Source organism: Jeotgalicoccus nanhaiensis (genome assembly GCF_015235105.1).
GTDB lineage: Bacteria > Bacillota > Bacilli > Staphylococcales > Salinicoccaceae > Jeotgalicoccus > Jeotgalicoccus nanhaiensis.
On the sequence record NZ_JADGLW010000001.1, the window covers coordinates 183947 to 210476 of the forward strand.

Below are 26530 nucleotides of genomic sequence, written 5' to 3' on the forward strand. Positions count from 1 at the left end.
CAGCGCCTCCCTTCTCCGGGAGGTGCTGTTGACGTTTCCTGTATTTATTTAAGACGCTCCATAACTCTCTCAAAATGATTCAGCTGCTGGACACTGCCTATAAGAATCAGTATATCTCCACTGAGTATGCTTATTTGCGAGTCCGGACTCACGATAATATCGCCGTCTCTGTTTATTGCAATAATACTGATACCGAATTTCTCGCGAATATTTAAATCGCTTATACGTTTATTTTCAAGTCTTGCATTCGCGCTGTATTCAATAATGGAATGGCTGCTCGATACTTCCAAATATTCGACAACAGATGAAGATACCAGTCTATGGGCAATCCTGCGCCCCATATCCCTTTCGGGATGGACGACTATATCAGCTCCGATTTTTTCAAGCACCCTGCCGTGATAGGAATTCTGAGCTTTAGTTGTTACTTTTTTAACACCGAGATCTTTTAAAATCAGTGTCGATAAGATGCTCGCCTGAATATTATCTCCGATAGCTACGATGACATTATCATAATTATCAATGCCGATGCTTTTCAGCATCGCTTCATCTGTTGAATCTCCGATAATACCTTCAGAATAATAATCCTGATATTCATTGACACGTGTTTCGTCCGTATCAATAACAAGGACATCCACGTTCATTTCACTCAGTTCCATAACGATGCTTCCGCCGAATCTGCCCAGTCCGATGACTGCAATTTCTTTTTTCATAGTATCAACCTATTCTTTAAGTAACTAGTATTTTTGCTTCCCTTTCACATAATCCTTATCAAACAGGAACAGTCTTACAAGCAGGAATAGTGATGGAATTAATAATAGTAAACCTAATACGAAGACGACTGTCAATGCAAATGCCATATTTTCGTTAACAACAGCGTCATTAATATTTACATACGGATAAAGTATATACGGCAGTTTACTGATACCATAGCCGTAAAAAGCAAAACCGTACTGCAGCATTATCATAATGAAAGCTGTACCGTAGTTGCGGCGCTGCCAGATTAAGAAGACCGCAATCAGCATTGCAAGAAGACTCAGCCCAAATAAATACCAGTAATTCTGAGCACTCATAAAGTGTTCATAGTTATGCTGTCTTAGTCCTAAAAACGTAAACTGGGTAATAACGAGCGTCGGCAAGGCCCAGATTAAAAACCAGGTTCTCGTTAATTCACTTGCTTTCTTATCTTCAGCTTTTGCAGCATAGAACGTTAGAAAACCGCTCGAAATATAAAGCACTGAAATAATTGCGAGAAAGACAACCGACCAGCCGTAAGTGCTGAAAATTAAATTTTCAAAGTTTAAATCGATGCCCTTGGCGGTTTCTTCTATATAACCGCCTTCTGAAATGACAAGTGCAATCGACAGCGCCGCCGGTATAAGAAGTCCTGTTACACCGTACAAGGCTGACCATGACAGCTTGCTTTCCCGGTTGTATGAGTTAAACGCGTAATACGAGCCGCGTATCGACAGCAGTATCAGAGCAATCGACCCCGGAATTAACAAGGTCGTACCTAAATAATATGCTGTATCCGGATAAAACCCGACAATTCCGACGAAGAAAAAGACGAAGAAGACGTTTGTTGTCTCCCATACCGGACTTAAATATCGTGAAATAATCGGACTGATGATATTATCATCACCTGTCAATTTTGAATAAAAGTTAAAAAATCCGGCACCGAAGTCAATCGATGCGATGATGACATAGAGATATAAAAAGGTCCAAAGTACAGTTACACCGATAATCTCATAATCTAGGCTCATGGCAATTGACCTCCTTCACCTTTCGATATAATGCCGGTTTCTCCATACCAGTTTAATTTATCTTCTTCAGCTGATTTGCCTTTAAACATTCTGAGCAGCACATATATACATGTCGCTCCGAGCACCATGTACAGGAGTGCAAAAGCTATCAGCGTAATACCTAAACCGTCTGCCTGTGTCACCGCTTCAGACACTCTCATATAGCCTCTGACAATCCATGGCTGCCGTCCCATTTCTGCTAAGAACCAGCCTGCTTCTATTGCCAGAAAACTGAGTGGACCGGCGAGGGCGTACATATAGAGCAGTGCCGGATGGTGCTCGTGTATTTTTGTCCACCGCTTAGTAAATTTAACGATAAAGTACACAGCAGCGATACCGAGTCCGTACATTCCGAAGAATACCATTAAGTCAAAGAAGTAATGGATAATCAGCGGCGGATGTTCATCTTCCGGTATATCATTCAACCCTGTCACTTCAGTATCGAATGAATTTCCTGCGAGGAAGCTGAGTACCCATGGAATACGCAGTTCATATTTAACCTCCTGCGTCTCCTCATCTAAAATACCAAACAGTACTAAATCTGCATTTTCTTCTGTTTCAAAGTGCCATTCAAAAGCCGCAAGTTTTTCAGGCTGATGTTCGTGCAGGAATTTCGCTGTTAAATCTCCTGCCAGCAGTGTCAATACTGCCATAATTATTCCGATTGACATCATCACTTTTAAGCCTTTTTTGTGATATGTTTTATCTTCTTTATGTGATGATCTGAGCAGCTTCACGGCACTGATTGTCGCCATAAGGAAAGCAATCGTCATATATGCCGTAACGACAACGTGGAATACTCTGACCCATGACGAAGGATTGAACATTGCGGCAATCGGATCGATATTTAAAAGTTCTCCGCCTTCAAAGTCAAATCCTGCCGGTGTATTCATAAATGAGTTCACCGTCGTAATAAAAACCGCCGACAAAGTCGAACCGATAACAATCGGTATATTTAACAGCCAGTGATACCAGGGATTTTTAAAACGATCCCATGTATATAAAAATATTCCGAGGAATATTGCTTCAAAGAAAAACGCAAAGGTCTCCATAAACAGCGGCAATGCTATAATTTGACCGCCGAGTCTCATAAAGTCCGGCCATATCAATGACAGCTGCAGTCCGATTATGGTTCCGGTTACCACACCTACTGCAACGGTGACCGTATAACCTTTTGCGATACGCCGTGCCATCGTTAAGTACTGCGCATCTTTCTTCCTCAGCCCTAAAAATTCAAGAACCATAAACACTATTGGAACACCGACCCCGATAGTGGCGAAAATTATATGAAAGCCTAAAGTCATACCGGTTAAAACGCGTCCAATTAATACCTCATCCATTTGTAATCACCCCATATTCATACCTATTATTATAACTGTTTTACCGCTTTCTATTAAATACTTAGGTTTAAAATTTAGTGACATATTTGTGAATTAATTAACATACTTTGATTTATAAAATTTAAACTGCGCGATTATGGGGTATTTTTACTCTGCTGTGGAAGTATAAGCCGATAATTACCATCACGAGTAGGCTCGTTATCGCAATACGCGATGCTGCGGTGCCGAAATCGCTCAATACCAGAGTGATTGTACCGTAAATAAACGGTCCGGCGATGGCGCTCATTTTCGCACTGAACGCAAATAAACCGAAGAACTGTCCTTCTTTGCCTTCCGGTGACAGCTCGATAATAATAGTTCTTGAAACTACCCAGACAGATCCCATCGCTATACCGAATAAACTGGCGGCAATCCAAAATGTCCACATCGGAAGCGGCAGTGCCGCAATAATAATAGCAGCAGCAAGAAGCAGTCCAATGATGCTGAATGTAGGTTTGGAGCCATATTTTTGATTGATAAACCCAAAGACCAGAGCTCCCGCAATACTGAATAAGGTTGCGACCATAAAAACGATTAAAAAAGCACTTGCTTCAAAGCCGACGACAGTTGTTGCATACGGCTGCATCATTGCGATTGCTGTTGCAAGAGCATCATTAATAAAAAAGTAAGCAATCATAAAAAAGAAAATCGAAGGATATTTTTTGGCCTCTTTAAAAGTATAATAAATATCTTTATATCCTTTTAAAAATGGCTGCTTCATTTTTATCTTCTGCACAGGGTCTTTATTAATGAAGAATAAGGGTAGTGCAAAAAGCAGAAATAAAATACCGCTCAGCCAGAAGGCATTATGAATACTGCTGTCTCCAACGATAATTAAAACGGAGAATATACCGAATAAAGTGCCTAAATATCCGAGAGCCACCCCGAATCCGGAAATCAGCGGCACTTCTTTTTTACTGCCGAGCGATGACAGCATGCCGTCGTAAAATACATTACCTGAACTGTAAGTAAATTTAGCAAATACAAACAGCAGTATCGTTAAAAATAAACCGTTCGGAATACCGAATACAGTGCCGGTATTCATACCGCCGAAAAGCCCCATGAGTACAGACGCTCCGACTGTCAGCAGTGTAAATATAATAATATATTTTTTACGTTTCCCTGATCTGTCCATCAATACTCCGAATAAAGGAGAAAATAAAATAAGAAACAGAGCGCTGGCAGCATTGGCATAGGCAATTACTGTTGATGATATTTGCTCAAGCCGCGCATCTGTTCCGATTATTTCGGTTATATACTGAGGGAAAAACAAGGTAACTATATTGGCAGAGAAAATCGTATTGGCAAAATCGAATAAGGCCCATGCAAGGATAGGCAGTGATAAAAATAAGACGGCCGGTCTGCGGCTTTGTCGCTGCATATATTAACTTCCCTTCACTTTTTGTAAAAAAAGACATGTAGAATCCTTCTACATGTCCAGTGTACTATACAATATTTAAGATTAAGTTAAGTTTAAATGTTCTTCAATTAAATACAGAACGTCTTCTGCACTGTCGCACGACAGTACACTTTCACTCAGCTGTTCCATATCAGTTTTTTTAATTTCAGAAATATATTCACGGATTCCGAGAATTTTTTTCGGGCTGACTGACAGTTCATCAATACCGAATCCTGTCAGGAGCGCGATAGATTTATGATCGCATGCCATTTCACCGCATATGCCCACCCATTTATTATTATTCCGGCCGCTGTCGATGACTTTTTTAATTAGTCCGAGCACGCTCGGATGATAAGTCTGATATAAATCACTCACTTGTTCATTCAAACGGTCTGCAGCCATCGTATACTGAATTAAATCATTTGATCCGATGCTGAAAAAGTCAACATGCTTCGCAAGCTGATCACTGATCATTGCAGCAGAAGGTGTTTCCACCATAATACCTGCTGCAATTTCATTCAGCTCTTTGCCGATTTCAGCTTCATATTTTTCTTTTTCTTCTATCAGCAGCGCTTTTGCTCTATTAAACTCGTCGATTGTAGTGACCATCGGAAACATTACTTTCAAATTCCCATGTTCGCTTGCACGTACGAGTGCGCGCAGCTGTGTTTTAAAAATTTCTTCATTTTTTAACAGAAAACGGATGGACCGTTCACCTAAGAATGGATTGCTTTCTTTAGGCAGATTTAAATAAGACAATTCTTTATCTCCGCCAATATCAAGTGTCCGAATAATTACCGGCTTATCATCCATATCCGAAAGTACAGCCTTATACGCTTCGAACTGCTCTTCTTCAGACGGCAGATTCATTCTGTTCATATAAAGAAATTCCGTGCGGTAAAGACCGATGCCCTCTGCATCGTTGCTGCTGACATCGTTAAGATCTTCCGGTCCTTTAATATTCGCATACAAGCTGATATTAATACCATCGAGCGTTTTTGTTTCCTTACCGATAAAATCTTTTAATTTTTCTTCCCGTTCTTCCTGCGCTTTCAGCTTTTCACTGTATGCCGCCATTTCAACCTCTGTCGGCGAAAGTACGATATCCCCGGTGAAACCGTCGATGATAATATCATCTCCGTGAGTCACTTTAGATAAAATATCCGGTATACCTGAAATCGCCGGGATATTCAAACTGCGGGCAATAATAGCCGAGTGGCTGGTCATCCCGCCTGTTGCTGTAATGATACCTTTAATATACTTACTGTCTAATTGTGCTGAAGCAGATGGTGTTAATTCATCTGCAACAACTACTACAGGTTCGTCCACGCGCGTTAAATCCGTCAGCTGCACACCTTGTACATTTGCTATTAAACGCATACAAATATCTTTAACATCCAGTGCCCGTGCTTTCATATACTCCGAATCGAGTGATTCGAATTTTGTAATATACACTTCACCGGCCAGCTGAATCGCTTTTTCAGCATTGTTAAGGTTATTGATGCTGTTAATAATCTGCTCATTAAAACCCGGGTCATCCAGCATCATAATATGCGCATCGAAAATTGCGGCGCTGTCCTCATCGAGGTGCTCATCGACATTTTCCCGAAGTTTGCGCAGCTGGATATGAGCTGCCTGAATACTTTCCTTGTATGCTGATATTTCTTCTTCAATTTGACCAGCATCGATTTCTCTGTTCGAGGCTTCGATATCTGCTCTTTCGGAAATAAATATGCTTCCAAAGCCGATTCCTTCACTCAATTTTAAACCTGCAATAATTTCTGGCATTATTCAGTCAGTCCTTCGCTAGATAAAGTTTCGGAAATTGCTTCAATTGCTTCTTCCTCGTCTTTGCCGTCCGCGTAAATGGTTACTTCAGCACCTTTCCCTACTCCTAATGACATTACACCCATAATTGATTTTAGATTTACTTTTTTGCTGTTATATTCGAGCTCGATATCCGACTCGAACTTTGTTGCCGTCTGCACAAGTATTGTTGCCGGGCGTGCATGAATACCCGTTTCGTCTATAATTAGAAATGACTTTGTTTCCATTATGTTTTCTCCTTTAAGTGTGGATTTCTCAATGATTACACTTATTTTACACCACTTTTAGGATTCATGCACAGAACTGTCTATATTTTTAGATCTTAAATACTCTACGCATTTATCAATGTGGTCATAGCCAAGCTTTTTCATCAGAAAATAACTGATTAATGCTGTTGAACCCTGAGTCACCAGAGGTACTACTCCGAAGCGTCCCTCTGCTTTTTTGTTTTTCTTGCCTATCTTATTCACTGCGTAACCGATAGTTTTCCGTGCGACAAATTCCCCGCCGGCACTGGAAATCATTACAGCAGCTCTTGTTTTCATATCATCGGTGTATTTCGATACTTCATCATGTGTAATACCGAATATATCTTCAATGTCACCGGTAATTTCATTCATTAATTTCATGTCTGTACCAATGTCGAGAAGCGGTATAGGCAAAGCTGCCGCTAACGCAGATTTCCCTGCTTTTGATTTCACCAGCTCACGGGCTTCTTTTTCCCGCTCATCAATTTGTGTATTGGTTAATGGTCCGGTCATAGTTAAATACTCCTTTATTTATAAAGTTATATTATATGCTATACCCGTTTTTAAATTTTTCGAACTTAAAATGATGCCCGAGCCGATAAAAATTTGTGGATGATGCTCGCAGCCATCGCACTTGTCTGATCATTAATATCGAGCGGCGGCGATACTTCGGACACATCAAAACTTTTAAGATTTGGAAGAGTTGCGAACCTGCCTATCAGTTTATGAATTTCCGAAGGAGTATAACCGTTCGGGCTCGGCGCACTCACACCAGGAGCGGCCGCCTGCTGCAGCGAATCCATACATAAGGTCATCAGCACAGCATCGTATTTCTCCAGCTGTTCAGCTACTTTATCAGCAGCATCCGTTTCTCTGACTTCATCGATTGTATAATATTGGACGCCGAATTTATCAGCTGTGTCGTACAATGTTTTTGTATTTCCTTGCGGCTGCAGGCCGAGACAATAGTAATCCGCTTCCTGATCCTCAGATAAGATTTGGTGGAACATCGTTCCGGATGAAGGTCTCTCGTCACGGAGATCCAAGTGCGCATCAAAGTTTACAATGGCAAGGCTGCCGCTGAATGCCTGTCTCGCCCCTAAATAATGACCGTAAAATGTTTCATGCCCTCCTCCGATAATAATCGGAAAACTGTTATTTTTGTAAACGTTGTAAACAGCATCACCCAAATCTTTCTGAGATTGCTCCAAATCTTCCGTACCGATGATTGTTCCGAAGTCGTACAAGTCGTCCGTGAATGCATAGGGCCCCATTTTCTCGCGGACTTTAAACGGCCCTTCTGCTGCACCGGCCGTGCCTTTATTGCGTTTTACACCTTCGTCCGAACTGAAGCCTGTAATCACCGGTACATCCGATTCTCCGTTATAATCTTTAATAACCTGATGAATTCTCTCGTGAACAGCTGCGTCATCCGTACGGCCGCTGTAATTATATTTTTCTATCCGGCTCATTTTTATCGTCCCCTTTGAATTCCTTAAATATACTGATGAGTAAAAGCGGTGTCAGCAGTAATACGAGTAATACATTGAATGGTAAAATAAACAATGACAGCTCGACATCTTTAAAAAGTGTGATATACAGACTGACGGTCACATTCAGCCAAAGTATGAAAATGACGATCATCTGTCTGTGATAGTATCGTTTTTTTACCAGATTCATAATCGTGAACACTAAATATAAAACTGCAAGCACCAGAGTAATAAACAAATTAACCCATTCGTAAATCGTCTGCATCTGATTCAATTTGAAGTATCCTTCGACGAATACACCGTTGCGGTTATTAAATTCTAAAAAGACGAAGATCAGCACGATAATCCCAAAGATTATTTCTAAATAGTTGACTTTAAACCAGGAAGGCAGATCCGTTTCAAAAAATTCTTTCAGCTTATCCAGAATTTTGTTGCGGAAATCATACAGCTTCTGTGAAAATCCTAAATATTTATCGGGCGCAAAGTTTTTTTTGCTGCTTTTCTTTTTATTCAAACGCGACAGTTTTGCAGGCTGGCCATCTGCCGGTTTTTTCAGCAGGTTGTTCGCCTTCAGCAGGAAAACGCCGACCCACAGTGCCATGAACGATGATATCCAGACGAGTGCAAAAAATAAATTAATCGACAGCACATCTGTCGGCGATATTGTTGACTCTATATTTGAATACACTGCATTCTGTGTAAAGAAATATGCAATACCGTAGAACAGCAGAATAATCATATAATGTTCTTTTCGGTGGTCCGGGTTTAAGTACTCATTAAATACACTGAACAGTAAATGAATAATAAAAGCAACTAGAAACAGCAGTGCAAAAAGACCGTAAACTTGTGTCATTAATATAGTCGTAACGACAAACAGTACCAGAGACAGACCGATAAAGAAAAACGTCAGCGGCACATCGTATTTAGTAGTAGTGTTAATCCACGAACCAACTTTAAACATAAACAGACCAAACAAAATAATCAATATGCCTGCAATAATTGGAAATCCTCCAATCATCATGGACAGCATATTCGATACCTCGACGAAGAAAGCATTAATTAAATCAAAAATTGTTTCTATTTTATCTTCCTCAACAGGTACTTCTTCATTTTTAATCTGACCGGTGTTAAACAAAATAAAAAGACCTAATACAATAAAAAATACACCGAGTATAAAACTTATAATCACTTCACTGCGATTTCTGAACTTACTTATCATCCTGTCACCTCAATCGTTTCTATTATATAAAATTCAACTATAAAAATCATTCTCCAGCATATTTATGTTTATATTTAATTTTTTCGGCTATATAGCTTAATAACAGATAATAATTATAATATTGATATCAGCTAAAAAATTTCGAATAATATACTTAGTTTTTCACGCGCATAATCGCACATGATAAGGAATAATTATATCATTTAATTGTTTTTTACTCATGCAAAAGAGGTCGGCATTCAGCCGACCTCTTTTTTATTTTGATAACAGCGCACGGTGTGCAATATCCGTCCTGTAAAATATTTCTTTCTTATCGAATTGTATTTCTTCGACGCTGCTGTAGGCTGCTTTCAGAGCTTCTTCAATCGTCTTGCCGGTTCCTGTTACGAGCATAATCCGGCCGCCTGAAGAAATGTAGTCACCTTCTTCGGTCTGCGCCAGCCCGCTGATAAAACTCCGATCCATTATTTCATCTGTAAATGCAATTCCAATACCCCGCTTATACTCATAAGGATAACCTTCTGTCGCAAGCATCACACCGACAGTGTAACCGTCTTTCCAGTCAATGCTGAGCGGTTCTTTCCTCTGCACTTTTTCAAGGATGCATGCAAAATCGCTGTCTATCATAGAAAGCAGCACCTGGGCTTCAGGGTCGCCGAATCTCGCATTATATTCAAGTACCTTAACACCTTTATCTGTAAGCATGGCACCGAGATACAGCACTCCGAAATAGCTGAGCCCCTCTTTAACCATCGCCTCTGCTGTCGGTTTTATAATTTTTTCAATGGCTTCCAGCCTGACTGCTTCACTGATATGGGTGACAGGTGCATAAGCTCCCATGCCGCCGGTATTCGGACCCTTATTTTTGCCGAATGCACTTTTATGATCCTGGGCAATCACTTCAAATGTGTGCGTATAATCTTCATTAACCATGACCATTAATGAAAATTCCTCACCTTGTAAATATTCTTCAATCAGCAGCGGCTCCAGCATATCACCTTCATCAGACAGCACTGCGAGTTGCTCCAGCGCTTTTAAACCCTCTTCTGTGCTTTCTATAATGACGACTCCTTTGCCTTCCGACAAACCGTCTTTTTTTATGACATACGGCGGTACTGCCGATTCTATATATTTTTTTGCTTCGTCGTAACTTTCAAACACTTTGAAATCGGCTGTAGGAATATTATATTTTTTAAGCAGATTTTTCGTAAAAGATTTACTTGTTTCCATACGGGCTTCTTTTTTACGCGGTCCGAAAACAGTAAGGCCGTATTCATCAATTAAAAAATCCGCCAGGCCGAGTGATAATGGACCGGCATCCCCTATGACGACCCAGTCGACCTGTTTCTCAATACAAATTCCCGCAATCGCATCAAAATCCTCTTCATCGACGCGGTACATTACTTCGCATATTTCCCGCATGCCTGCGTTTCCCGGTATGGCATAAATATTATTAACACTTTTTGAATTTGCCAACATCTTGACAATGGCATGCTCCCTGCCACCCTTGCCAATTACTGCAACGTTCATAATTATTCCCCTTTCATACTGTTACACTTATGTAATATGAACTTAACATCAGTATAACTTAAATAGATAAACACTACTAATTTCTTGGGACGGATATCAGATTATATCTATAGCTTTTTCTTATGATTTTCGAGATAATGAAACAGACAAACTTTTAGGGAGGAATTTTTTATGACTGCAGAATTATTAAACGGACGCGAAATTGCTAAAGATTACCGCGCCGGATTACAAAGCGAAGTTGAAAAATTAAAATCACAGGGAATTGTACCAAACCTTACAGTAGTAATTGTAGGCAACGACGGCGCTTCTTTAAGCTATGTACGTTCTAAAAACAAAGCTGCTGAAAAAATTGGAATGGAATCTTCTATCGTGCGTCTCGATGAAGATACTTCAGAAGAAGATGTACTCGCTGAAGTTGAAAGATTGAATAAAGATGATAAAGTAAACGGTATTCTTGTACAAGTTCCGCTGCCTTCGCAGGTAGACGAAAATAAAGTGCTGGAAGCAATTGCTCCGCATAAAGATGTAGACGGTTTCAGTCCGATTAATATCGGCCGCCTTTATACCGGCCAGCGCACCTTCGTACCATGCACACCCCTCGGTATTATGGAGCTCTTGAAACACACAGGTTCTTTAGAAGGCAAAACCGTTGCTGTTGTCGGACGTTCTCATATTGTAGGACAGCCGGTCGCTAAATTATTAACTAACGAAAACGCCACCGTAACCCTGATGCACTCACGCACTAAAGATATGGTTTCAAGTCTTAAGAATTACGATGTTGTCGTAAGCGCTGTAGGTAAACCGGGTCTGATTAAAGGCTCTGACTTAAAAGAAGGCGCAATCGTAATTGACGTGGGTAATACTGTAGTCGATGAGAAGTTAGTCGGAGATGTTGATTTCGACAGTGCCAAAGAAGTAGCAAGCTACATTACACCAGTACCGGGCGGAGTCGGTCCGTTAACAATCACAATGGTCTTGAATAACACGCTGCTGGCTGCTAAATGGCATAACGAAAAATAATATTTATAAGCAAATCCGTATATTTTACCCCTGGGAGTAAAATATACGGATTTTCTAATTTACCAAACTTTCTTCCCTGCAGCTCTCACGATTTTATCCTCTTAAAATAATGTAAACGAGATAAACTAAATATAAAGCAGCAAGCACTCCGCCTCCAAGGCGTGACAGCCTGCCTTTCCATAAAGCCAGAATCAGCAGAATAACAGATATGGCAATGAGTATCCATGCGTCTGCAAACAGCGAATCACTGACACTTAATGGACTGATTACCGCGGATATGCCGAGTACAAATAATATATTAAAAATATTACTGCCTATGAGATTGCCAAGGGCCATCCCAGCCTCGCCTTTTCTGGCAGCAGAAATAGATGTCGTCAGCTCCGGCAGCGATGTACCGATTGCCACTATCGTCAGTCCGACAAGTGCCTGGCTCATACCGAGAGAAAGTGCAATCGTTGACGCACTGTCAACGACCAGGTTACCGCCGAATATAATACCTGCGAGCCCGATTACAAAAAGGGCGATATTTTTAAACCAGCTTGAATCATTTCCCGATTTTTTTGCTTCATCATCTAAAGTTGCTTCTTTAGTCCGGCGGGCTTTTACAAATATATAATATAAAAATAAAACAATACCCACTAAGAGCAGCACACCGTCAAATCGTCCGATTTCGCTGGATTCAGCGGACAGCAAAAAGCGGTCTGACATAAAAATAATCAGCAGCACCGCTGCAGCCAGTGAAAATGGAATTTCACGTGTTTGTGTTTCCCGTTCGATAATCATTGGAGAAATCAGCGCTGTCACTCCGAGCATCAGAGAGATGTTGATGATATTGCTTCCCAGAACATTCCCGATGACCATATCACCGTTGTCTTCCAGGGCCGCAATAATACTGACGACTGCTTCCGGAGCACTCGTGCCGAGAGAAACAATTGTCAGACCCACAATGAGCGGGGACACATGTAATTTCCCCGCTATTGCCGACGCACCGTCAACAAAATATCCCGCCCCTTTAATTAGTAATACGAAGCCTGCTATTAATAATATGTAAGTCAAATCTCTTCTCTCCCTATCCGAACTATTCTTGGTCGTTCTGTCTGCAATATGCTAAAATTAAAAAAAGTACTGTAAATTCAGAGGTGTAATAAATGAATGTAAATACGCTAGTAAAATTTATGATTGGTGCACTGCCGATTGCTCCGGTTATCAGTGATTTTATAGATACAAATGTCGAAGAAACTGAGAACAATACAGATCAGGCTTACGAAAACTATGATGGCCCCACAATGGAAGATGAGATTCTCGCCCATTCCGGCAGTATACCTGCAATAAAAGGTGTCGGCAATATTAACGTTCAAACTGGCGATACTTTTGACCCTCTGAGCGGTGTATACGCAGTTGACAGCGAGGACGGAAATATTACCAGCAGTATAAACGTGACAAACAACTCCGTAAATACTGAAAGTCCCGGTACATATAGTGTAACTTACCGCGTAGAAAATTCACGCGGCGGCTATTATGAGCATGTCCGCCAGGTTACAGTTTCCGCTTCTGAGAGTGACTCTGTACCGCAGATTCCTCCGACTGAAGAACAGCTTGGTAAATCCTCTTCAGACAAGAGCTCAGATTCTTCTTCCGGTATTGGAAATTCTGTATCTTTCAGCGGCACTGAAGACTTAACTATAAACACCGACGAATCATTTGATCCAAAAGACGGTGTTCGGGTTCTCGACGTCGATGGCACAGATATCAGCAATCAGCTGTATATTTCAGGAGAAGTTGATAATGAAACTCCCGGTGAATATACTATAGCTTATGCTATATTCGACAGTTTCGGCGATCCTTCTGCAGTCGCACGTACGGTCACAGTAGAATAATAATTAAATAACAGGCTGCAGCGGAATTCCGCTGCAGCCTTTACTTTTAACCTAATTGTCTTTTAATTTCAGCGTTAAACTGATCTAAATCATCAGGTGTCCGGCTCGTAGCAAGATTGCCGCAAACCGCAAGCGGGCTGTCTTCCCAATTCGCTCCCGCATTAATCAAATCATTTTTAACATTTTTAACACTTGTAATTTTTCTGTCTTTTAATAAATCAGTATCTACCAGAAGCTGAGGCCCATGGCAAATTGCAAATACCGGTTTGTCTTCTTCCAGGAAATGTTTGGCGAACTTGCCAAATCGGTCTTCCTTGTCACCCCGTAAACCATCAGGTGAAAATCCGCCTGGAATTAACAGCGCATCATAATCAGACGGCGTTACTTCTCCGATAGACTTATCCGCTTCAAATTTTCCGCCTTTTTTACCTTCTACAGTTGAACCGTCCGGAGAAATGAGCACCGTTTCATGCCCTGCTTCCTCAATAACTTCTTTAGGGCTAGTATATTCGATATCTTCGACTAAATCCGTCATGATAACAGCTACTTTTTTGGCCATAAATTAATTCCTCCTGTAAATATGATTCTACTCATTAATCTTCCCGCTTCACTGCATCTTAAACATAAAAAAACACTGATAATCAGTGTTTTTTAATTATTTAACTGTGATCAGCTTTTCATTTTTAAGCACGAGTTCCGCATTAACTTCTTTAGCTTCATTTAAGTAGCGGTTGCTGTTTGCAATATGAATATCCATCAGGGCCTGATGAGACTCTTCGCCGCTGCCGAGCATCGATTTAAATTCGATGACAGCGAGTGACCGGTTCGATATCGCAAGGAGCAGATCGTCCTTTATCTCCTGAACACGGAGGCGCTCATTTTCAGGCAAATTATCAGGAATTGAAAGATTCTGGACTTCTTCCTGAAGACCCACATAGCTTTCATTTAAATTCGTAATTTCATCAGCTGCATATTCCACTTTCAGCTCGTCAAACTGGTACGCATTATAAAGCGGAATAAAGTTATCATCCCATATATTAAATATGTCGTCATGAGTTTCGTTAATTTGCCGGAGAAGTAATTCAAACTCTGCGCTGTCTGACTGTTTAGAATCATTTATATTGTTTTTCAGTAAATTTTCAGTATCGTATCTGCTGTTATCAGCTGTACTGTTCGATGAATTATTTGCAGTATCTCCCGATGCCGTTATAACCAAGTTACTTGCAGTGAAATGTGTTTTAGCAACTGGCGATAAATCTTCCGCTTTAGAAAATTTATCGTTTTGATTACATCCGAATAGAAATAATACAAATATTGATAATAATATTTGTCTCAAGTTAGGACCTCACATACAATGACTTTTCATTTCGTTCATTAAGTATTGTAACACAGTTGTAATCTCGTTGAAATATAATATTCCATTTCCTCAAGTCAGCTAATACCAGACAAAGTAAATAATAAAACATGCGATAAACATCGTTATCAGAGCAAGCGGTGCACCGACCTTTATATAATCACTAAATTTGTAACCGCCGGGTCCGTAAACAATTAAGTTAGTCTGATAGCCGATCGGCGTCATAAAACTTGCTGATGCGGCAATTGCTACAGTAATTATCAAACCCATATATTCAATATTCATCGCATCTGCAACTTCAAGTGCTATCGGAAACATAAGTACTGCTGCTGCGCTGTTTGTAATGACTTCAGTAAAACAATTCGTGACGAGATAAACAATGAAAAGCACACCGAGTATCCCGAACGGCGTTGCAAGTGCTGTCAGCCCGCCTGCTATATATTGTGCTAATCCCGATTCCGTCATTGCAGCACCGACGGCAAAGGCGCTCGAAATCAGCAGGATAACATCAAATTGTACAAATTTCTTCACTTCATTCGGTGAAATAAATTTAAAACCAATCAGGAGCACAACAAGAATCATCATAGCTTCAAGCATTGTGAACCAGCCCAAGGTCACTACAAGAATCATAGAAACCAGAGCGATTAAGCTGACCCAGCCTTTTCTCATATCCTGATTGAGATTTTCAGGCGGAGCAACATCATTTACCACGTAAAAATCTCCGGAATATTTGTGCATATTAATAAAATTATTATCCGCAAGGAGGAGCAGTGTATCCCCTGTTTTTAAAACGATATCCCCCACCCTGCTTTTAATACGCTGATTATTTCGGTGAATCGCAATAACACCGGCGTCGTAGCGCGTTTTAAAGTTCGCCTCTTTAAGCGTTTTATTTAACAGCGATGAGTTATGCGAGACAACTGTTTCAATCAGATGACTGTCTTTATTAACGACATCATCAAGCGTAAGTTCTGTACCTGTTTTAATAGTGACACCTTTAAATTTTTGGATTTTCCCTATAGTATTCAGAGAACCGGAAAAAATGATATGGTCGCCGGCAAGCACTTTAGTCTCGCCTGTGACAGGATAGACTCTGCTGTTATTTCTTATAATTTCAATCACATAGATTCCATCCAGAACATCCCGGCCGAGCTTGGTAACAGTCTCTCCTTCGTGTTCAAATTTATCTTCTATTATGGCTTCTGCAAGAAATTCTTTTGTTTCCTGGCTAATCTGCTCCTTAGCTCCAAGATGTTCCGGCAGCAGTTTATAGCCTAATGTCAGCAAGTAAATTAAGCCCGCTGCGGTAATCGGCACACCTACTGCAGCTAAAGTAAAGAATGAGAAACCCTCGAGCCCCGCACCAACCAGCAGTCCGTGTACAACCAGAGTCGTCGACGTCCCTATCATGGTAATCGTTCCGCCTAAAATCGTCATATAAGATAAAGGAATCAGGAATTTAGATGGACTGTAGCCGTTATCGACCGCCCAATCTCTAATTATCGGTGTTAAGGCAACGACTATCGGAGTATTATTAAGAAAACCCGAAGAGAGACCGACCGGCAGCATTACTTTAATCATACTCTTTTTCACATTGGCAGCTTTGCCGAGCAGCCTGTAAACGACAAGTTCTATTATGCCGTGTTTTTGAATTGCACCGGCCACGATAAACAAGAGCAGTACAGTCAGCATCCCTTCGTTTGAAAAGCCGCTTAAAGCCTGCTCGCTGCTAATCACGCCGGTAATCAGAAAAATAACCAGAACTAAAAATATTAAGAAATCCGCACGGATTACTTCAAATGATAAGCCTATTAACATTAATACAATGACAAGTCCGACAAATATCATTTCTCCGGTCATTTGATCTCCCCCGCTTCATGATGTGTTGAAACTTAAAAATATCTTACCATAAAAGAGAGGCCGGACATAAATACTTTAGCGTATGCCGTCCCTGTTTGATCTCGGCTTGGACTTTGAGAATCCAAGCCACTTCATAATTGTTTTAATTACCGGGACGTGCAGCAGCATGAACTCCAGTACTTTTAAATCCCGTCTCATTCTGTGAGGTTCTTTAATTAAGCGGTAAAGCCATTCCAGCTGCAGCTTAATCCATATAGCCGGAGCCCGTTTGAGCTGTCCGCTCAGCACATCGAAACTGCCGCCGACACCGATAAATATACCTTTATCGAATTTCTCCAAATAATGGTGTATCCAGCCTTCCTGCCGCTTCGCGCCAAGCGCAACAAAGATAATATCAGGTTTCGTTCCAGCAATGTAATCAGCAATATCGTCATCATATCTATTAAAATAGCCATTCTTCCTGCCCGCTATAATCAGGCCGGGATAATCTTTTTTAACAATTTCAGCCACTTTAATATTCACTTCTTCACTGGCACCTAAAAAGAATACGCGTTTTTTATTAGTATCTGCATATTTCAGCAGATCGTACATCAGGTCAACACCAGTTACCCGTTCTTTTAGCGGATTGCCGATTAATTTCGATGCATTGACTACACCAATTCCGTCAGCAAGCACGTAGTCAGCACTTTTAACTATCGTTTTAAAGTCCGGATCATCCCGGGTTGCAATAACAACTTCCGGATTTGCCGTGACGATAAAACATTTTTTCTGCTGTTCAATAGACGGATAGACGATATGTTTTAAAAATGAGTATCTGGATATATTGATAAAATCGATATCCATCAATTTAACAGTATTATATTTTACTGTCACAGTGACCCTTCCTTTCTTATGTCATCTTAATAATTTCTTTACTTTGGAATGTTACACTACAAGTATTAAAGTTTAATTAAAATTGGAGTGAATTTTATGGTTATTGTGTTTGCCCACCGCGGTGCTGAGTCCATCGCCCCGGAAAACACGGAAGCCGCATTTAGAACAGCAGTCGAACACGGTGCACGTGCAATCGAACTGGATGTTCAGCTGACGAAAGACGAAGTGCCGGTCGTCGTGCATGACTATAAGCTGAAGCGCTATAATAAGGATGCGAAACTCGCTGTTAACCAGTATACTTTTGACGAGCTTCAGGCTATAGATGTCGGTAAATACTTTAATGCTGAATTCGCCGGTGCCAAAATTCCGTCTTTACAAAAAATCCTTCAGTCTATGCCTGAAGATATTCTCCTTAATATTGAAATTAAAAATTCTCCTGTCCCCCATGCTGGGATAGAAAAACAGGTCGCAGACCTTACGAATCAATATTATAATCTCGAAAATATTATCGTTTCATCATTTGACCATACAGCTCTTCTCAGGATTGCCGAATGCAATCCGGATATTAAGCTTGGTTTTCTGATGCATTACCCGATGATTAATGCCGGAAAATATGTAAACATGACCGGTCTTAATGCTGTTAGTGTGCACCCTAATAAAAAAATTACCGATGCCGCTTTTATTGAAGAATGCCACAAGTACAATTTAAAAGTGTACCCGTATACTGTAAAAAGCCAAAAAGAAGCCGACAGACTGATAGAAATCGGCGCCGATGGATTTTTTACATCGCTGGAAACGTTATATGAAATAAATTAAGAGGTGCAGAGCACCTCTTAAACATCTTCATTATCATTAAGTTCTTCAGTATCCCTCACAACATTGTTGCTGTGTATCCATACCGGTTTATTTTCTCCTTCAATAACGCCTCTATACCAGATATTGTTGCCAACCAGAATGGTTTCGTCTGCATTAAAGGACAGGCCGCCATGATTTTCCAGTGATTCATGAATATACTGACGTTTTCCGCCCCACGGTTCACTTGATGCATAACCGCGCCCTTTTAAATAAAATGTTTTTTTGTCATTGTCCACCAATGTATGCACATGCGAAGATGTTTCAATTCCTCTGATCCAGCCTATAACGCCTTCTTCACCACTTGGTTTTGTACTCAGCAGGTAATAGTTCTCAAACTGGTATGTCGCTTCTCTTTTAACGTAATATACTTTGTTTTTCAAATGCTGGGCATCTGTTTTACCTTCTTCTTCATTCGGAGAGCTGTATATATATGTCGTATATGCTTTTAAATGCGCCAGCCTGCTGACCGGACGGACTGAATAAGTGTGAGATGTCTCGAGTTCTTCATCATCATCCAGGACCATCAAATCCCCAAGCTTTTTATATTTGTTTTCAGCCGGGTCTTTCGACATTATCTTCGCCCTGTATGAGTCTCTTTCATCCTTCTGCATATTCTGCCATTTCAAAAGAAATGCTTCGTACAGCGGCAGTACATCTTTCACTTCGCCAAACGCTTTAACACGGCCGAATTCAAGCCACAGAATTTTATCGCAGAAGGTTTTCATCTGCCCGATGGAGTGGCTGACGAAAATCATCGTCTTCCCCTGGTCTTTAAATTCGAGCATTTTCTTCAGGCTTTTGTCTGCAAAAGCTCTGTCGCCGACCGACAGTGCTTCATCAATAATTAAAATATCTGGGTCGACTTTAACGCTGATAGCAAAGCCGAGCCTTGACTTCATCCCGCTCGAGTAGGACTTCACCGGCTGATCGATAAAGTTTTCAAGTTCTGCAAATTCAATGATTTCGGGCTCTAGTTCTTTGATTTCATCTTTAGAAAAACCGAGCATTAAACATTTTAGTTCAATATTATCGCGGCCTGTTAAATCATCATTCAGGCCTGCTGCGACTGCGATAAGCGCAGGCTGTCCGTTAACCTGGACTTCGCCGCTCGTTTCAGGAACGATGCCTGCAATAATATTCGACAGCGTTGATTTACCTGAGCCGTTAATACCGATAAATCCGACTACATCGCCTTTATCCGCTTCAAAGTTTACACCGTTCAGCGCAAAAAAATCATCTCCGTGCCCTTTCGGACTGATCAGATCAAGCATGCGCTCTTTTTGATTTTCGTACAGTTTATATTTTTTCACGACATTTTTAGTAATAATAGCTTTTGTCATTTTCAAACCCCATTATAAGTAATCGATAAAATTACGTCTGAATTTAATGTGCAGCACCGAGCCGATAAACAGCATCACGAGCATGAGGCCCCAGAAATATAAAGAATATTTCCATTCGGTAACGAGGAACCATTCTGTACCGAAAAATGCAGCGCGGTATCCTTCAATTAAATATACCAGCGGATTTAATTGCATAATTACTACGAGCTTCGGGAAGTCCGAGAGCATCGACAGCGGCCACAGCACACCCGATAAATACAGCAGCATGCGGAGCAGTGAATTAAGTACCAGATGCACATCGCGAATCAGTGTTGACAGCGTCGATGTAATCAGCGCAAATGAATATACCAGCACGTAGGTTGCAAAAATAAAATAAGGAATTTGTATAAAGTACACGCTGACGTAATAACCCGCAAACTGAAACACAATAAAAGCAATGGTAAGCATGATTAAATGCGTATAAAACTTGGAAAATATCGGAATATTAGGTATTACACTTAAAGGAAAATTCATTTTTGACAGCATCTTAAGACGTGTATATATCGATTTGGATGCTTCTATACTGGCCTGATAAAAGAAAGTCCAAACGACAAAACCTATAAACAGCCAGAAGAAGAAAGGCACTTCCATGCCATCCATTTCAATCGGCGCGCGTGAGCGCAATGTACCGAATACAAACCAGTAGATAAGAATACTGATGACCGGCGTCAGAACTTCCCAGACTATCCCGAGATAGTTATTCTGGTTCTTACTTTTTATATCGTATATCGACAGACGCCTTACCAAATAAAAATGAGCAATCTGTTCTTGTAATACCTTCCACATGGATCTCATAAGTTACTCACAACCTCAAATTTTCATCAATGATGAATTATACAATTTTACTTCCTAAATAACAAATAACTTCATCGGCTACACGCTGTGACGCTTTGCCATCTTCAAGTGCACCGAATCTGCTGCGGAATTCTTCAGTATTGTATATTTCGTTAAAGTTTTCAGTTTCCGTCTTTTTAATTGCCTGCAGAAGTTCATCTGTCGTAGTGACAAGCGGACCGGGCGCTTTTCTTTCAAAGTCAAAATAAAATCCCCGGAGCTTGTCGCGGTAATTATCAATATCATAAACATAAAAAATCATCGGACGTCCCAAGTTCGCATAATCGAAAAATACCGATGAGTAGTCTGTAATCAGCATGTCCGAAACAACATACAAATCTCTGATTTCCTCGTAATTTGAATAATCATAAATAAAGCCTTCATATTCACTTATATCGAGGTTCTCACTTACCAGATAATGCAGTCTTAATATAATAATGTATTCATCAGACAAATTTTCATACATTTTTTTCATATTGAATTCGAGATTGAATTTATATCTGCCTTTCGCGTGGTATGAATCATCACGCCAAGTCGGAGCATACAAAATTATTTTTTTATCTTCCGGCAGATTCAAATCTTTTTTCAGATTATTAATGGCTTCCTCATCGCTGTTCGTAAAAAGAAAATCATTTCTCGGGTAACCTGTTTCCAGCATTTCCCCGTCAAATTGAAATGCTCTTTTAAATATTTCACTCGAATACTCATTCGGCGAGATTAGAAAATCCCATTTTGCCGATTCCCGGGTAAAGTTTTTTTTATAATTCTCAGTATCAGTACCGGGCATATGTACTTCATCCATATCTACAGCGAGCTTTTTCAAAGGTGTACCGTGCCAGGTCTGTAAATACGTCGTGCCTTTCGGCTTTGGAATCCAGAGAGGCATTCTGCTGTTTGAAATCCACAATGCTGCCTTATTCATATAGATCATCCAGCTGAACGAGAATCTTTTAATATAAGGCACATCATGGCGTTCAAACACTTCAGTGTACCGCTTGTCCACACTCCATAAAAATCTGTATTCTGGATAATGAATCGACATGTATTCATATAATGCCCGGGGATTGTCACTGAATTGTTTTCCGAGAAAGCTTTCGAAAATAATCAGCGAATGATCTTTGTTAAAAGATTTTCCGCATAACCAGAATAATATTTTATATAATTTTAAGGCCAGTCTTTTAATTTGTTTCATATCCACCACACCTGCAAAGTTTTCTTAATTATCTTATGCTATAATTCATAATACTACAAAACACTATAATAATGCTTTAACGGAGGCAAATTAACATGAAAAAAGTAATCACTTACGGTACATTCGATCTGTTGCATACGGGTCATATAAATATACTGAGACGCGCCAAGGCGCTCGGAGATTATTTAATCGTTGCAGTATCAACCGATGAATTCAATATGCTGAAACATAAAGAGGCTTATCATTCATTCGAAGAAAGAAAACAAATACTGGAAGCTATCAGATATGTCGATGAAGTTATCGGTGAAGATACATGGGGCCAGAAGACCGGCGACGTACAAAAATATAACATCGATACTTTTGTTATGGGCAGCGACTGGGAAGGTGAATTTGATTTTCTGAAAGAATATTGCGAAGTTGTCTATCTGCCGAGAACAAGCGGCATATCAACTACAAAAATTAAAGATGAGCTGAAAAACAATAATGGCTAAAGAAGCGGTCATCCAATTTTTTCTGCTTCTGTCGGGGACTGTTTTTAAGTTATTTAATCTCCTGCCCCTCCAAGATAAAACGGTGATGCTTGCGTCCTTCGGCGACAATATCGAATATGTCATCAGGGAAGTTAAAAATCAGACCTCATCGGAAATTTTTATCTTAAAGGAACCCCGCTGCAAAAAACAATTTGAGGCTGTCAGCCAAAAAAACATTACAGATTTTACTCCCCGCAGTATCTTTTCTTTTATAAGGGGGATATATCATCTGGCAACAGCCCGGTATATTTTTGTCGATAACTATCACGTCGTGCTCGCTGCCTGTAATTTCCGGCCGTCAGTAAGATGCACTCAAGTCTGGCATGCTAACGGAGCTGTAAAGTATTTCGGATTCAGAGACAAAACAATTAAAAACCGGCCGGACAGCGCGCACAAACGTTTTAAAAAAGTATACAGCCGCTTTCACCATATAACGGTAAGTTCTGATGAAATGGCGTATATTTTCAAAGAAGCGTTCGGTGCTGATGACAGCCGGATACTCAAAACCGGTGTGCCGAGAACCGATTTCTTTTACAATATGGATAAAATTGAGGCCGAAGCCGAAAAAATCCGCAGTGCCCTGCCTATACTTAAAGACAAAAAAGCGCTGCTCTATGCTCCTACATTCCGTGATAATCAGTTTGATACAGATAAAATCCAACTGGATATCGATCTGATGAGAAAAAAGCTTGACGGAGAATATCATCTTTTGTTAAAACTTCATCCGGCAGTAAAGCTTTCAGGTTTTAATAATAGCGAATTCGTAACGGATGTTTCCGGAAAATACGAGATAAATTCACTGCTCGCAGCTGCGGATGTGCTCATTACAGATTATTCCTCGATACCTTTTGAATTTTCAATTTTAAACAAGCCGATGATATTTTTTCCATACGACTTAAAGGAATATGAAGAATCCCGCGGTATCTGGTTCAACTATGAAACCTATATGCCGGGACCGGTTGCTTATCAAACTGCAGATATTATTACAGCCCTCGAGGAAAACGATTTTGACTTAGAGAAAATCGCAAGTTTTAACAAGCAGTGGAACAAATACTCCAGTGGCCAGGCGAGCGAAAAATTGATAGAATATATATACAGTATGTAAAAGCAGCCGTCCGGACTTCCGGACGGCTGCTTTTAATAATTTATTCTTTCTTTTATTTTTTCTTTTACGCTGTTATATATCCGTTCTGAATTATGATGATCCTGATATTTAAATATACCTGAAATATCAGGCTGTTCCGATTTAAAGTTGAGCTTAATCTGACTTTCAATCAAATCGATTAAATCATCTTCAGTCCGTGCAATATCTCCGATGAATGTTTGGAATAATGGCCGGAGTTTTCCCTGTCTGAAAAACTTTCTGACATCAAAATGATAGTAGATGACCGGCTTATTCATCAGGGTAAAGTCAAAGCTGACACTGGAATAATCCGTAATTAACAGCGAGTGGTCAATCAGGAGCTCCTGTACTGTTCTCGTGCCGAGCTGGATAAATTTAATATTGCTGCTCGGATTCAATATTTCATCGTTAAAATACATCTGCGCTCTGTAATGCGGGTAAAAGTTCAGCTGCACATCATTATCTTCCAGTATTTTAATCAGACGCTCGTTATGAATCAGTCCGTTATAATTATGGAAGTACTGGCTCGTGAGAAACGCTTCATCTGTATTTATCCAGTCCCGCCATGTCGGCATAAGCAGGATGTCTTTAGTTTTATTACCCCGGGGAAGCGAGTCGAAGCGTGCGAGTCCGGTGACCGCAACGTCTTCCTCGTCATAACCGAGCTTTCTCATGACAACATCATATTTTTCAGGATCACTGCTGACGATAAATAAGTCGAAAGGCAGATCATAATACTTTTTATGATACTCTACTCTTTTACGGCCGAGTACACCATGCTGCAGAAATACTCTTACTGTATCCTCATAGTTGAAAAAGCCTCTCGCAGGTTTGTAAGGCAGCAAATTTTCAAGGTCGTGCGTGCCGAGCAGAACACCTGCTTTAAGTGCAACTTCAAAATGTTTATCTGAACCGAAAGGCAGTACATGCGGATCCGATTTTATCTTTTCATAATCGAGAGCACTGCTTTCAATTGCATAATAAGCATTGACATCGGTATTTTCTTTTAAATACTTATAGAAAGCGTAGCCGTTGTCCTGGGCAGTATCGTAACGTTCTCCGACCAGCCATGTATTATAATCTTTCTCCGCAGCATTATCAGGAACTGCTATTTCAGTCGGGATAGTAAACGTTTCTATTTTCAGATTATCAAACGGAGTCGTCGTGATTAAATGATAATGGACATTCCCTTCACCGCTTTTTTCCGAATGGCTGCCGTAATAATTATCTTTTTTATAGTCGGAAAATTTATATTTTATTTTTTCTTTCCGTACTGTTTCCCCTTCTTCGCTGATCATTGCAATAAACACGTCTATTATAGTTTTATCTTTGCTCTTAATTGATTTTAAATCCAGCTTGGTTAAATCAATGTTAAAATCTTCGTCAATCGGTAAATGGACAGCCTCTTTACTGTAGCGGTCTTCAAAAATCATATAAGTACTGCAGCCTGAAAAGTTTTCGCGTCCTTTAATAAAACCTTCCACCTTAAAGTCTTCAATCTCTGTTATCTGTCTCTGAATGCGAGGCCGGGTCACCTTAAAACCGAGCGCGGTATCTTTTCTTTTATAGAACCATATTTTGATATTTTCGTGGCAGTAACTTATAACTAGACGCTCACCAAAGCCCAATTCTTCAAGACAGCTCACATCGGGCTGAAGTGTAAGCGGTTCGTCACCGGCAGTAATCAGTTTAAATTTCTTGCGCGAAAAACTGTCAACCAGGGTACTCAAAGGAATTTCCGTTTCAAACTCACCCGGCCGGGAGCTGTTCACCTTGAACAATGTTTCCTCCTCTGAAACAGTATCTGATACAACAAAATGTTTAATTTCGAAATTTTCACTGTAGGCCATTCTCATCATTACATTGTCTTCGATGACTTCTGCCTTGACAGCGGTCATCTCAATTTCATGATTTTCTATATATGCATATAATTCACGACTTTCGCTTAAAAACTTCAGATTATGCTCCTGAGTGATTAAATTCATTTCATTGATGCTCAGTTTCACCGGTGTCATTTCGAAACCTTTAACAACATAAACTGACGCTCTGCCCATCGTAACATTGCTGAAATCCGCAGCTTCTATCACCGGTCCGCTGCCGGTATTTGGAAATTCGACTATCTTATTAGCATAAAGAAGCGCTAAATTGTATTCGTGCATAGACTGTCCGCTGTCAAATGACACCGCTAATTTCTCGTATGACATATCTATATCAGCTGCATTTATATAGGATTGCTTAAAAGTATATTCTGCTAATAAATGTTCCAGAATTAAGGTGCCGTTCACCAGAATATTATAATATTTCCCATCTTTAAAGAAGGATGTTTTCTTCTCAATGCTCCCATTGGAATCAATAATCATATTTTTACCGTCCACAGAAACAGTAATGGATGAGTTTCCGGTTGTGTTTTTAAAAGTACTGTCTTGCAGCTTTATCGACAGCAGATTTTTTTCAACATAATATTCAAGTGATTCGGTATACTCGCCGTTTGAAAGTGTAATATTCAATTTTTCAGTCAGATTAAAATTATAAAAGTTTTTCAAGGTTAGATTAATTACAACAAAGCCGTTAGAAAGTGTAATATCCTGCAAGGTAACTTTTCTTATTAGCCGCTCCCGCATGCTGCGAGGTATTATTGTTTTTAATGTATTTAATATAGAATTCATTTTTAAACCCCTAAGAAAGATTATATTTTGTACTCAGTACATTCATTTTACATGAAAATATCTTTTCTTAACATTA

At 40.1% G+C, this 26530-nt stretch carries 24 protein-coding genes; 5 read left to right on the forward strand and 19 right to left on the reverse strand.

Features of this window, described 5'->3' with window-relative positions:
- Positions 1 to 44 precede the first annotated feature (44 nt).
- The 10 genes from IR135_RS00890 to purD form a co-directional block, all read right to left on the reverse strand.
- Positions 45 to 710 (reverse strand): potassium channel family protein, encoded by a 666-nt coding sequence (locus IR135_RS00890; protein ID WP_135095852.1) that lies wholly within the window; start codon positions 708 to 710, stop codon positions 45 to 47.
- A 24-nt stretch (positions 711 to 734) separates the two neighbouring features.
- Positions 735 to 1760 (reverse strand): cytochrome d ubiquinol oxidase subunit II, encoded by a 1026-nt coding sequence (locus IR135_RS00895; RefSeq protein WP_135095854.1) that lies wholly within the window; start codon positions 1758 to 1760, stop codon positions 735 to 737.
- Positions 1757 to 3139, reverse strand: coding sequence for a cytochrome ubiquinol oxidase subunit I (locus IR135_RS00900; protein WP_135095856.1), 1383 nt, complete (start codon positions 3137 to 3139; stop codon positions 1757 to 1759). Before IR135_RS00900 ends, IR135_RS00895 begins: the two co-directional genes overlap by 4 nt.
- Positions 3140 to 3260: 121 nt before the next feature.
- Positions 3261 to 4559 carry an MFS transporter gene (locus tag IR135_RS00905; protein ID WP_135095858.1) on the reverse strand — a complete coding sequence of 433 codons (1299 nt, stop codon included), beginning with the start codon at positions 4557 to 4559 and terminating at the stop codon, positions 3261 to 3263.
- Between the two features lie 81 nt (positions 4560 to 4640).
- On the reverse strand, positions 4641 to 6365 hold the full coding sequence (gene ptsP, locus IR135_RS00910) for a phosphoenolpyruvate--protein phosphotransferase (RefSeq protein ID WP_135095860.1): 1725 nt from the start codon (positions 6363 to 6365) through the stop codon (positions 4641 to 4643).
- Complete coding sequence (locus IR135_RS00915; protein WP_115886087.1) at positions 6365 to 6631, reverse strand: phosphocarrier protein HPr; 267 nt, start codon at positions 6629 to 6631, stop codon at positions 6365 to 6367. Before IR135_RS00915 ends, ptsP begins: the two co-directional genes overlap by 1 nt.
- A 57-nt stretch (positions 6632 to 6688) precedes the next feature.
- Positions 6689 to 7165, reverse strand: a complete 477-nt coding sequence (locus IR135_RS00920; RefSeq protein WP_135095862.1) for a hypothetical protein — start codon at positions 7163 to 7165, stop codon at positions 6689 to 6691.
- Between the two features lie 65 nt (positions 7166 to 7230).
- On the reverse strand, positions 7231 to 8124 hold the full coding sequence (locus tag IR135_RS00925) for a formimidoylglutamase (protein WP_135095864.1): 894 nt from the start codon (positions 8122 to 8124) through the stop codon (positions 7231 to 7233).
- Entirely contained in the window at positions 8102 to 9361 is a 1260-nt protein-coding gene (gene auxA / locus IR135_RS00930) for a lipoteichoic acid stability factor AuxA (RefSeq protein WP_228063368.1), read from the reverse strand. Before auxA ends, IR135_RS00925 begins: the two co-directional genes overlap by 23 nt.
- A 255-nt stretch (positions 9362 to 9616) precedes the next feature.
- Positions 9617 to 10891, reverse strand: a complete 1275-nt coding sequence (gene purD / locus IR135_RS00935) for a phosphoribosylamine--glycine ligase (RefSeq protein ID WP_135095866.1) — start codon at positions 10889 to 10891, stop codon at positions 9617 to 9619.
- A gap of 171 nt (positions 10892 to 11062) precedes the next feature.
- On the opposite strand from purD, the gene IR135_RS00940 reads away from it, so the two are divergent.
- Positions 11063 to 11911, forward strand: a complete 849-nt coding sequence (locus IR135_RS00940; RefSeq protein ID WP_135095868.1) for a bifunctional 5,10-methylenetetrahydrofolate dehydrogenase/5,10-methenyltetrahydrofolate cyclohydrolase — start codon at positions 11063 to 11065, stop codon at positions 11909 to 11911.
- Between the two features lie 93 nt (positions 11912 to 12004).
- Here the strand turns inward: IR135_RS00940 and IR135_RS00945 are convergent, their stop codons facing one another.
- Entirely contained in the window at positions 12005 to 12967 is a 963-nt protein-coding gene (locus IR135_RS00945; RefSeq protein WP_135095870.1) for a calcium/sodium antiporter, read from the reverse strand.
- 92 nt (positions 12968 to 13059) lie between these two features.
- Here IR135_RS00945 and IR135_RS00950 point away from each other — a divergent pair, with 92 nt between their 5' ends.
- Entirely contained in the window at positions 13060 to 13788 is a 729-nt protein-coding gene (locus tag IR135_RS00950) for an immunoglobulin-like domain-containing protein (protein ID WP_135095872.1), read from the forward strand.
- 46 nt (positions 13789 to 13834) lie between these two features.
- Here the strand turns inward: IR135_RS00950 and IR135_RS00955 are convergent, their stop codons facing one another.
- The 4 genes from IR135_RS00955 to IR135_RS00970 form a co-directional block, all read right to left on the reverse strand.
- Positions 13835 to 14347, reverse strand: a complete 513-nt coding sequence (locus IR135_RS00955; RefSeq protein ID WP_135095874.1) for a type 1 glutamine amidotransferase domain-containing protein — start codon at positions 14345 to 14347, stop codon at positions 13835 to 13837.
- A gap of 96 nt (positions 14348 to 14443) precedes the next feature.
- The gene (locus IR135_RS00960; protein WP_135095876.1) at positions 14444 to 15124 is read right to left on the reverse strand and encodes a hypothetical protein; all 681 of its coding nucleotides are present in this window, start codon (positions 15122 to 15124) and stop codon (positions 14444 to 14446) included.
- A gap of 99 nt (positions 15125 to 15223) precedes the next feature.
- Complete coding sequence (locus IR135_RS00965; protein WP_135095878.1) at positions 15224 to 17002, reverse strand: SLC13 family permease; 1779 nt, start codon at positions 17000 to 17002, stop codon at positions 15224 to 15226.
- Between the two features lie 75 nt (positions 17003 to 17077).
- Positions 17078 to 17875 carry a WecB/TagA/CpsF family glycosyltransferase gene (locus IR135_RS00970; protein WP_318272199.1) on the reverse strand — a complete coding sequence of 266 codons (798 nt, stop codon included), beginning with the start codon at positions 17873 to 17875 and terminating at the stop codon, positions 17078 to 17080.
- A gap of 96 nt (positions 17876 to 17971) precedes the next feature.
- On the opposite strand from IR135_RS00970, the gene IR135_RS00975 reads away from it, so the two are divergent.
- Positions 17972 to 18691, forward strand: a complete 720-nt coding sequence (locus IR135_RS00975; protein ID WP_135095880.1) for a glycerophosphodiester phosphodiesterase — start codon at positions 17972 to 17974, stop codon at positions 18689 to 18691.
- Positions 18692 to 18708: 17 nt separating this feature from the next.
- Here the strand turns inward: IR135_RS00975 and tagH are convergent, their stop codons facing one another.
- Genes tagH through IR135_RS00990 form a run of 3 tightly spaced genes read right to left on the reverse strand, consistent with a single transcriptional unit; the run spans position 18709 to position 22135 of the window.
- The gene (gene tagH, locus IR135_RS11710) at positions 18709 to 20070 is read right to left on the reverse strand and encodes a teichoic acids export ABC transporter ATP-binding subunit TagH (protein WP_135095882.1); all 1362 of its coding nucleotides are present in this window, start codon (positions 20068 to 20070) and stop codon (positions 18709 to 18711) included.
- Between the two features lie 12 nt (positions 20071 to 20082).
- Positions 20083 to 20904 (reverse strand): ABC transporter permease, encoded by an 822-nt coding sequence (locus tag IR135_RS00985; protein WP_115886075.1) that lies wholly within the window; start codon positions 20902 to 20904, stop codon positions 20083 to 20085.
- A 37-nt stretch (positions 20905 to 20941) separates the two neighbouring features.
- Positions 20942 to 22135, reverse strand: a complete 1194-nt coding sequence (locus tag IR135_RS00990; protein ID WP_135095884.1) for a CDP-glycerol glycerophosphotransferase family protein — start codon at positions 22133 to 22135, stop codon at positions 20942 to 20944.
- Positions 22136 to 22230: 95 nt separating this feature from the next.
- Between IR135_RS00990 and tagD the strand changes: the two genes are divergently transcribed.
- Entirely contained in the window at positions 22231 to 22626 is a 396-nt protein-coding gene (gene tagD / locus IR135_RS00995) for a glycerol-3-phosphate cytidylyltransferase (protein ID WP_115886073.1), read from the forward strand.
- Positions 22619 to 23770 carry a CDP-glycerol glycerophosphotransferase family protein gene (locus IR135_RS01000; protein WP_135095886.1) on the forward strand — a complete coding sequence of 384 codons (1152 nt, stop codon included), beginning with the start codon at positions 22619 to 22621 and terminating at the stop codon, positions 23768 to 23770. Before tagD ends, IR135_RS01000 begins: the two co-directional genes overlap by 8 nt.
- Before the next feature lie 32 nt (positions 23771 to 23802).
- On the opposite strand, the gene IR135_RS01005 is transcribed toward IR135_RS01000, so the two are convergent.
- The gene (locus tag IR135_RS01005; protein ID WP_135095888.1) at positions 23803 to 26454 is read right to left on the reverse strand and encodes a CDP-glycerol glycerophosphotransferase family protein; all 2652 of its coding nucleotides are present in this window, start codon (positions 26452 to 26454) and stop codon (positions 23803 to 23805) included.
- Positions 26455 to 26530 lie beyond the last annotated feature (76 nt).

Coding starts and splice junctions, on each gene's coding strand:
- IR135_RS00890 (WP_135095852.1), bottom strand. CDS start 710: ATGAAAAAAGAAATTGCAGTCATCGGACTGGGCAGATTCGGCGGAAGC.
- IR135_RS00895 (WP_135095854.1), bottom strand. CDS start 1,760: ATGAGCCTAGATTATGAGATTATCGGTGTAACTGTACTTTGGACCTTT.
- IR135_RS00900 (WP_135095856.1), bottom strand. CDS start 3,139: ATGGATGAGGTATTAATTGGACGCGTTTTAACCGGTATGACTTTAGGC.
- IR135_RS00905 (WP_135095858.1), bottom strand. CDS start 4,559: ATGCAGCGACAAAGCCGCAGACCGGCCGTCTTATTTTTATCACTGCCT.
- ptsP (WP_135095860.1), bottom strand. CDS start 6,365: ATGCCAGAAATTATTGCAGGTTTAAAATTGAGTGAAGGAATCGGCTTT.
- IR135_RS00915 (WP_115886087.1), bottom strand. CDS start 6,631: ATGGAAACAAAGTCATTTCTAATTATAGACGAAACGGGTATTCATGCA.
- IR135_RS00920 (WP_135095862.1), bottom strand. CDS start 7,165: ATGACCGGACCATTAACCAATACACAAATTGATGAGCGGGAAAAAGAA.
- IR135_RS00925 (WP_135095864.1), bottom strand. CDS start 8,124: ATGAGCCGGATAGAAAAATATAATTACAGCGGCCGTACGGATGACGCA.
- auxA (WP_228063368.1), bottom strand. CDS start 9,361: ATGATAAGTAAGTTCAGAAATCGCAGTGAAGTGATTATAAGTTTTATA.
- purD (WP_135095866.1), bottom strand. CDS start 10,891: ATGAACGTTGCAGTAATTGGCAAGGGTGGCAGGGAGCATGCCATTGTC.
- IR135_RS00940 (WP_135095868.1), top strand. CDS start 11,063: ATGACTGCAGAATTATTAAACGGACGCGAAATTGCTAAAGATTACCGC.
- IR135_RS00950 (WP_135095872.1), top strand. CDS start 13,060: ATGAATGTAAATACGCTAGTAAAATTTATGATTGGTGCACTGCCGATT.
- IR135_RS00955 (WP_135095874.1), bottom strand. CDS start 14,347: ATGGCCAAAAAAGTAGCTGTTATCATGACGGATTTAGTCGAAGATATC.
- IR135_RS00965 (WP_135095878.1), bottom strand. CDS start 17,002: ATGACCGGAGAAATGATATTTGTCGGACTTGTCATTGTATTAATGTTA.
- IR135_RS00975 (WP_135095880.1), top strand. CDS start 17,972: ATGGTTATTGTGTTTGCCCACCGCGGTGCTGAGTCCATCGCCCCGGAA.
- tagH (WP_135095882.1), bottom strand. CDS start 20,070: ATGACAAAAGCTATTATTACTAAAAATGTCGTGAAAAAATATAAACTG.
- IR135_RS00985 (WP_115886075.1), bottom strand. CDS start 20,904: ATGAGATCCATGTGGAAGGTATTACAAGAACAGATTGCTCATTTTTAT.
- IR135_RS00990 (WP_135095884.1), bottom strand. CDS start 22,135: ATGAAACAAATTAAAAGACTGGCCTTAAAATTATATAAAATATTATTC.
- tagD (WP_115886073.1), top strand. CDS start 22,231: ATGAAAAAAGTAATCACTTACGGTACATTCGATCTGTTGCATACGGGT.
- IR135_RS01000 (WP_135095886.1), top strand. CDS start 22,619: ATGGCTAAAGAAGCGGTCATCCAATTTTTTCTGCTTCTGTCGGGGACT.
- IR135_RS01005 (WP_135095888.1), bottom strand. CDS start 26,454: ATGAATTCTATATTAAATACATTAAAAACAATAATACCTCGCAGCATG.